The following is a 2397-nucleotide window of genomic DNA, read 5'->3' as shown; positions in this document are numbered from 1 at the left end:
TGAGGCGTGGAGCGGACCAGTACTAATCGGTCGAGGACTTAACCAAGTTGTAAAACGTGGTGTTCTCAAAGAAAATAATTGAATAATATCTAGTTTTGAAAGAATAAGTTCTTTCTGTAGTGTAGTGGCGATAGCCTGAAGGATACACCCGTTCCCATGCCGAACACGGAAGTTAAGCTTCAGCACGCTGATAGTAGTTGGGGGATCGCCCCCTGCGAGGATAGGACGTCGCTACGCGGTTTTGGAGGATTAGCTCAGTTGGGAGAGCGTCTGCCTTACAAGCAGAGGGTCACAGGTTCGAGCCCTGTATCCTCCATTTGAGCCGTTAGCTCAGTTGGTAGAGCATCTGACTTTTAATCAGAGGGTCGACAGTTCGAGACTGTCACGGCTCATTCACCCTAAGGGTGAGTGACAATTAGATAGAACATTGATACTGACTATGCCGACTTAGCTCAGTTGGTAGAGCACCTGTCTTGTAAACAGGGGGTCGGAAGTTCGAATCTTCTAGTCGGCATTATTTTGCGGAAGTAGTTCAGTGGTAGAACATCACCTTGCCATGGTGGGGGTCGCGGGTTCGAATCCCGTCTTCCGCTTAATACCTAATGGTATTGAGCAAAGTAACATTATTTGCACCCATAGCGCAATTGGATAGAGTGTCTGACTACGAATCAGAAGGTTGTAGGTTCGACTCCTACTGGGTGCATTTTAACGGGAAGTAGCTCAGCTTGGTAGAGCACCTGGTTTGGGACCAGGGGGTCGCAGGTTCGAATCCTGTCTTCCCGATTAAATAAATATTTTATTTAACATTTCGCGGTGTAGCTCAGCTGGCTAGAGCGTTCGGTTCATACCCGAGAGGTCGAGGGTTCGATCCCCCCCGCCGCGATTTGGACTTGAACTGGACCTTTAGCTCAGTTGGTTAGAGCAGACGGCTCATAACCGTCCGGTCGTAGGTTCGAGTCCTACAAGGTCCATTACCAGTAGGGCGTTGTATGTTTTTTATGGAGGATTACCCAAGTCTGGCTGAAGGGAACGGTCTTGAAAACCGTCAGGTGAGTAAAATCACGCGAGAGTTCGAATCTCTCATCCTCCTTTGTTTCTTAATATTATCGCGGGATGGAGCAGTCTGGTAGCTCGTCGGGCTCATAACCCGAAGGTCGCAGGTTCAAACCCTGCTCCCGCAATTGGTTCGTTGGTCTAGTTGGTTAGGACGCCTCCCTGTCACGGAGGAGATCACGAGTTCGAGTCTCGTACGGACCGTTGCTATACTTGTTCGCCCAAGTATGGCAACCATAATTACTAAATGGCAAATGGCTCGGTAGCTCAGTCGGTAGAGCAATGGATTGAAGCTCCATGTGTCGGCGGTTCGATTCCGTCCCGCGCCATTAAATTTACTCTATATTTTGCGGGTATAGTTTAGTGGTAAAACCACAGCCTTCCAAGCTGTTGTCGCGAGTTCGATTCTCGTTACCCGCTTTATATGGGCCTATAGCTCAGCTGGTTTAGAGCGCACGCCTGATAAGCGTGAGGTCGATGGTTCGAGTCCATTTAGGCCCATTATGGAGAAGTACTCAAGTGGCTGAAGAGGTGCCCCTGCTAAGGGTATAGGTCGCGTAAGCGGCGCGAGAGTTCGAATCTCTCCTTCTCCGTTTAGTTATGACCCGTTGGTCAAGTGGTTTAAGACACCGCCCTTTCACGGCGGTAACATGGGTTCGAATCCCGTACGGGTCATTTTCACATTTTAATATTATCGCGGGATGGAGCAGTCTGGTAGCTCGTCGGGCTCATAACCCGAAGGTCGCAGGTTCAAACCCTGCTCCCGCAATATTTGGTTCGTTGGTCTAGTTGGTTAGGACGCCTCCCTGTCACGGAGGAGATCACGAGTTCGAGTCTCGTACGGACCGTCAGTTAAAGTCTTCCTGTTGGGGAGGGCTTTTTGATTTTTATTAAGGCAGTTTTGATTAGTGGCCAATACGGTGACTAGCGTTGTAAGCACCCAACAACTGACAGTCTATGACTGACGGCAAATACACGATATGATTACCTCATCAACTAAAGTGGCAACAATCCACAAGAATATATTCGTTATCTTTTAAAAAACATATCCCAACTGTCAGCATTCGCAAAGAAATCAGAGCTGGAAGCTTATTTACCATGGAATTTTGCGCATAATTCTTCAGGTACCCCTCGTCTAAATACAGTAGCCGCTTAAGGCATGGAAATAAGATGGCGTCCTCAAAAACCGAGGACGCCATCTTATTTTTTATCTATATTTCAATGCGGTCGGTTATTGGGTGCTTAGTAAGCACCCAATAATTGACCGTCTGTGACTGGCGACAAATACACGATATGATTACCTCATCAAATAAATTGGTGAGGTTTTTATTATGGAAAAACAAG

At 47.6% G+C, this 2397-nt stretch carries 18 tRNA genes and 1 rRNA gene; all 19 read left to right on the top strand.

Going from position 1 to position 2397, the window contains the following annotated elements:
• Nucleotides 1–120 precede the first annotated feature (120 nt).
• The 19 genes from rrf to FAY32_RS14280 all read left to right on the top strand — a co-directional run bounded on the left by rrf (nucleotide 121) and on the right by FAY32_RS14280 (nucleotide 1901).
• Nucleotides 121–237 (top strand): 5S ribosomal RNA (gene rrf, locus FAY32_RS14370).
• Nucleotides 238–243: 6 nt separating this feature from the next.
• Nucleotides 244–316: transfer RNA gene (locus FAY32_RS14365), tRNA-Val, on the top strand.
• Nucleotides 317–319: 3 nt separating this feature from the next.
• Nucleotides 320–392 (top strand) — tRNA-Lys (locus tag FAY32_RS14360).
• A gap of 49 nt (nucleotides 393–441) precedes the next feature.
• A tRNA-Thr gene (locus FAY32_RS14355) sits at nucleotides 442–514 on the top strand.
• Between the two features lie 7 nt (nucleotides 515–521).
• Nucleotides 522–593 (top strand) — tRNA-Gly (locus tag FAY32_RS14350).
• Nucleotides 594–629: 36 nt separating this feature from the next.
• Nucleotides 630–703 (top strand) — tRNA-Arg (locus FAY32_RS14345).
• Between the two features lie 6 nt (nucleotides 704–709).
• Nucleotides 710–783: transfer RNA gene (locus tag FAY32_RS14340), tRNA-Pro, on the top strand.
• Nucleotides 784–809: 26 nt separating this feature from the next.
• Nucleotides 810–883: transfer RNA gene (locus tag FAY32_RS14335), tRNA-Met, on the top strand.
• A gap of 14 nt (nucleotides 884–897) precedes the next feature.
• Nucleotides 898–971, top strand: a tRNA-Ile gene (locus FAY32_RS14330).
• 29 nt (nucleotides 972–1000) lie between these two features.
• A tRNA-Ser gene (locus tag FAY32_RS14325) sits at nucleotides 1001–1090 on the top strand.
• Nucleotides 1091–1107: 17 nt separating this feature from the next.
• Nucleotides 1108–1181 (top strand) — tRNA-Met (locus FAY32_RS14320).
• A 2-nt stretch (nucleotides 1182–1183) separates the two neighbouring features.
• Nucleotides 1184–1257: transfer RNA gene (locus tag FAY32_RS14315), tRNA-Asp, on the top strand.
• Nucleotides 1258–1309: 52 nt separating this feature from the next.
• A tRNA-Phe gene (locus tag FAY32_RS14310) sits at nucleotides 1310–1382 on the top strand.
• 20 nt (nucleotides 1383–1402) lie between these two features.
• Nucleotides 1403–1473, top strand: a tRNA-Gly gene (locus tag FAY32_RS14305).
• Between the two features lie 6 nt (nucleotides 1474–1479).
• Nucleotides 1480–1554 (top strand) — tRNA-Ile (locus tag FAY32_RS14300).
• Nucleotides 1555–1558: 4 nt separating this feature from the next.
• Nucleotides 1559–1646, top strand: a tRNA-Ser gene (locus FAY32_RS14295).
• 9 nt (nucleotides 1647–1655) lie between these two features.
• Nucleotides 1656–1728, top strand: a tRNA-Glu gene (locus FAY32_RS14290).
• 20 nt (nucleotides 1729–1748) lie between these two features.
• Nucleotides 1749–1822, top strand: a tRNA-Met gene (locus FAY32_RS14285).
• 5 nt (nucleotides 1823–1827) lie between these two features.
• Nucleotides 1828–1901: transfer RNA gene (locus FAY32_RS14280), tRNA-Asp, on the top strand.
• Nucleotides 1902–2397 lie beyond the last annotated feature (496 nt).

This window comes from Levilactobacillus enshiensis (assembly GCF_007115095.1).
Classification (GTDB): Bacteria; Bacillota; Bacilli; order Lactobacillales; family Lactobacillaceae; genus Levilactobacillus; species Levilactobacillus enshiensis.
The sequence above is the reverse complement of the archived record's forward strand: the minus strand, read 5'-3'. Positions and strand labels throughout refer to the sequence as shown.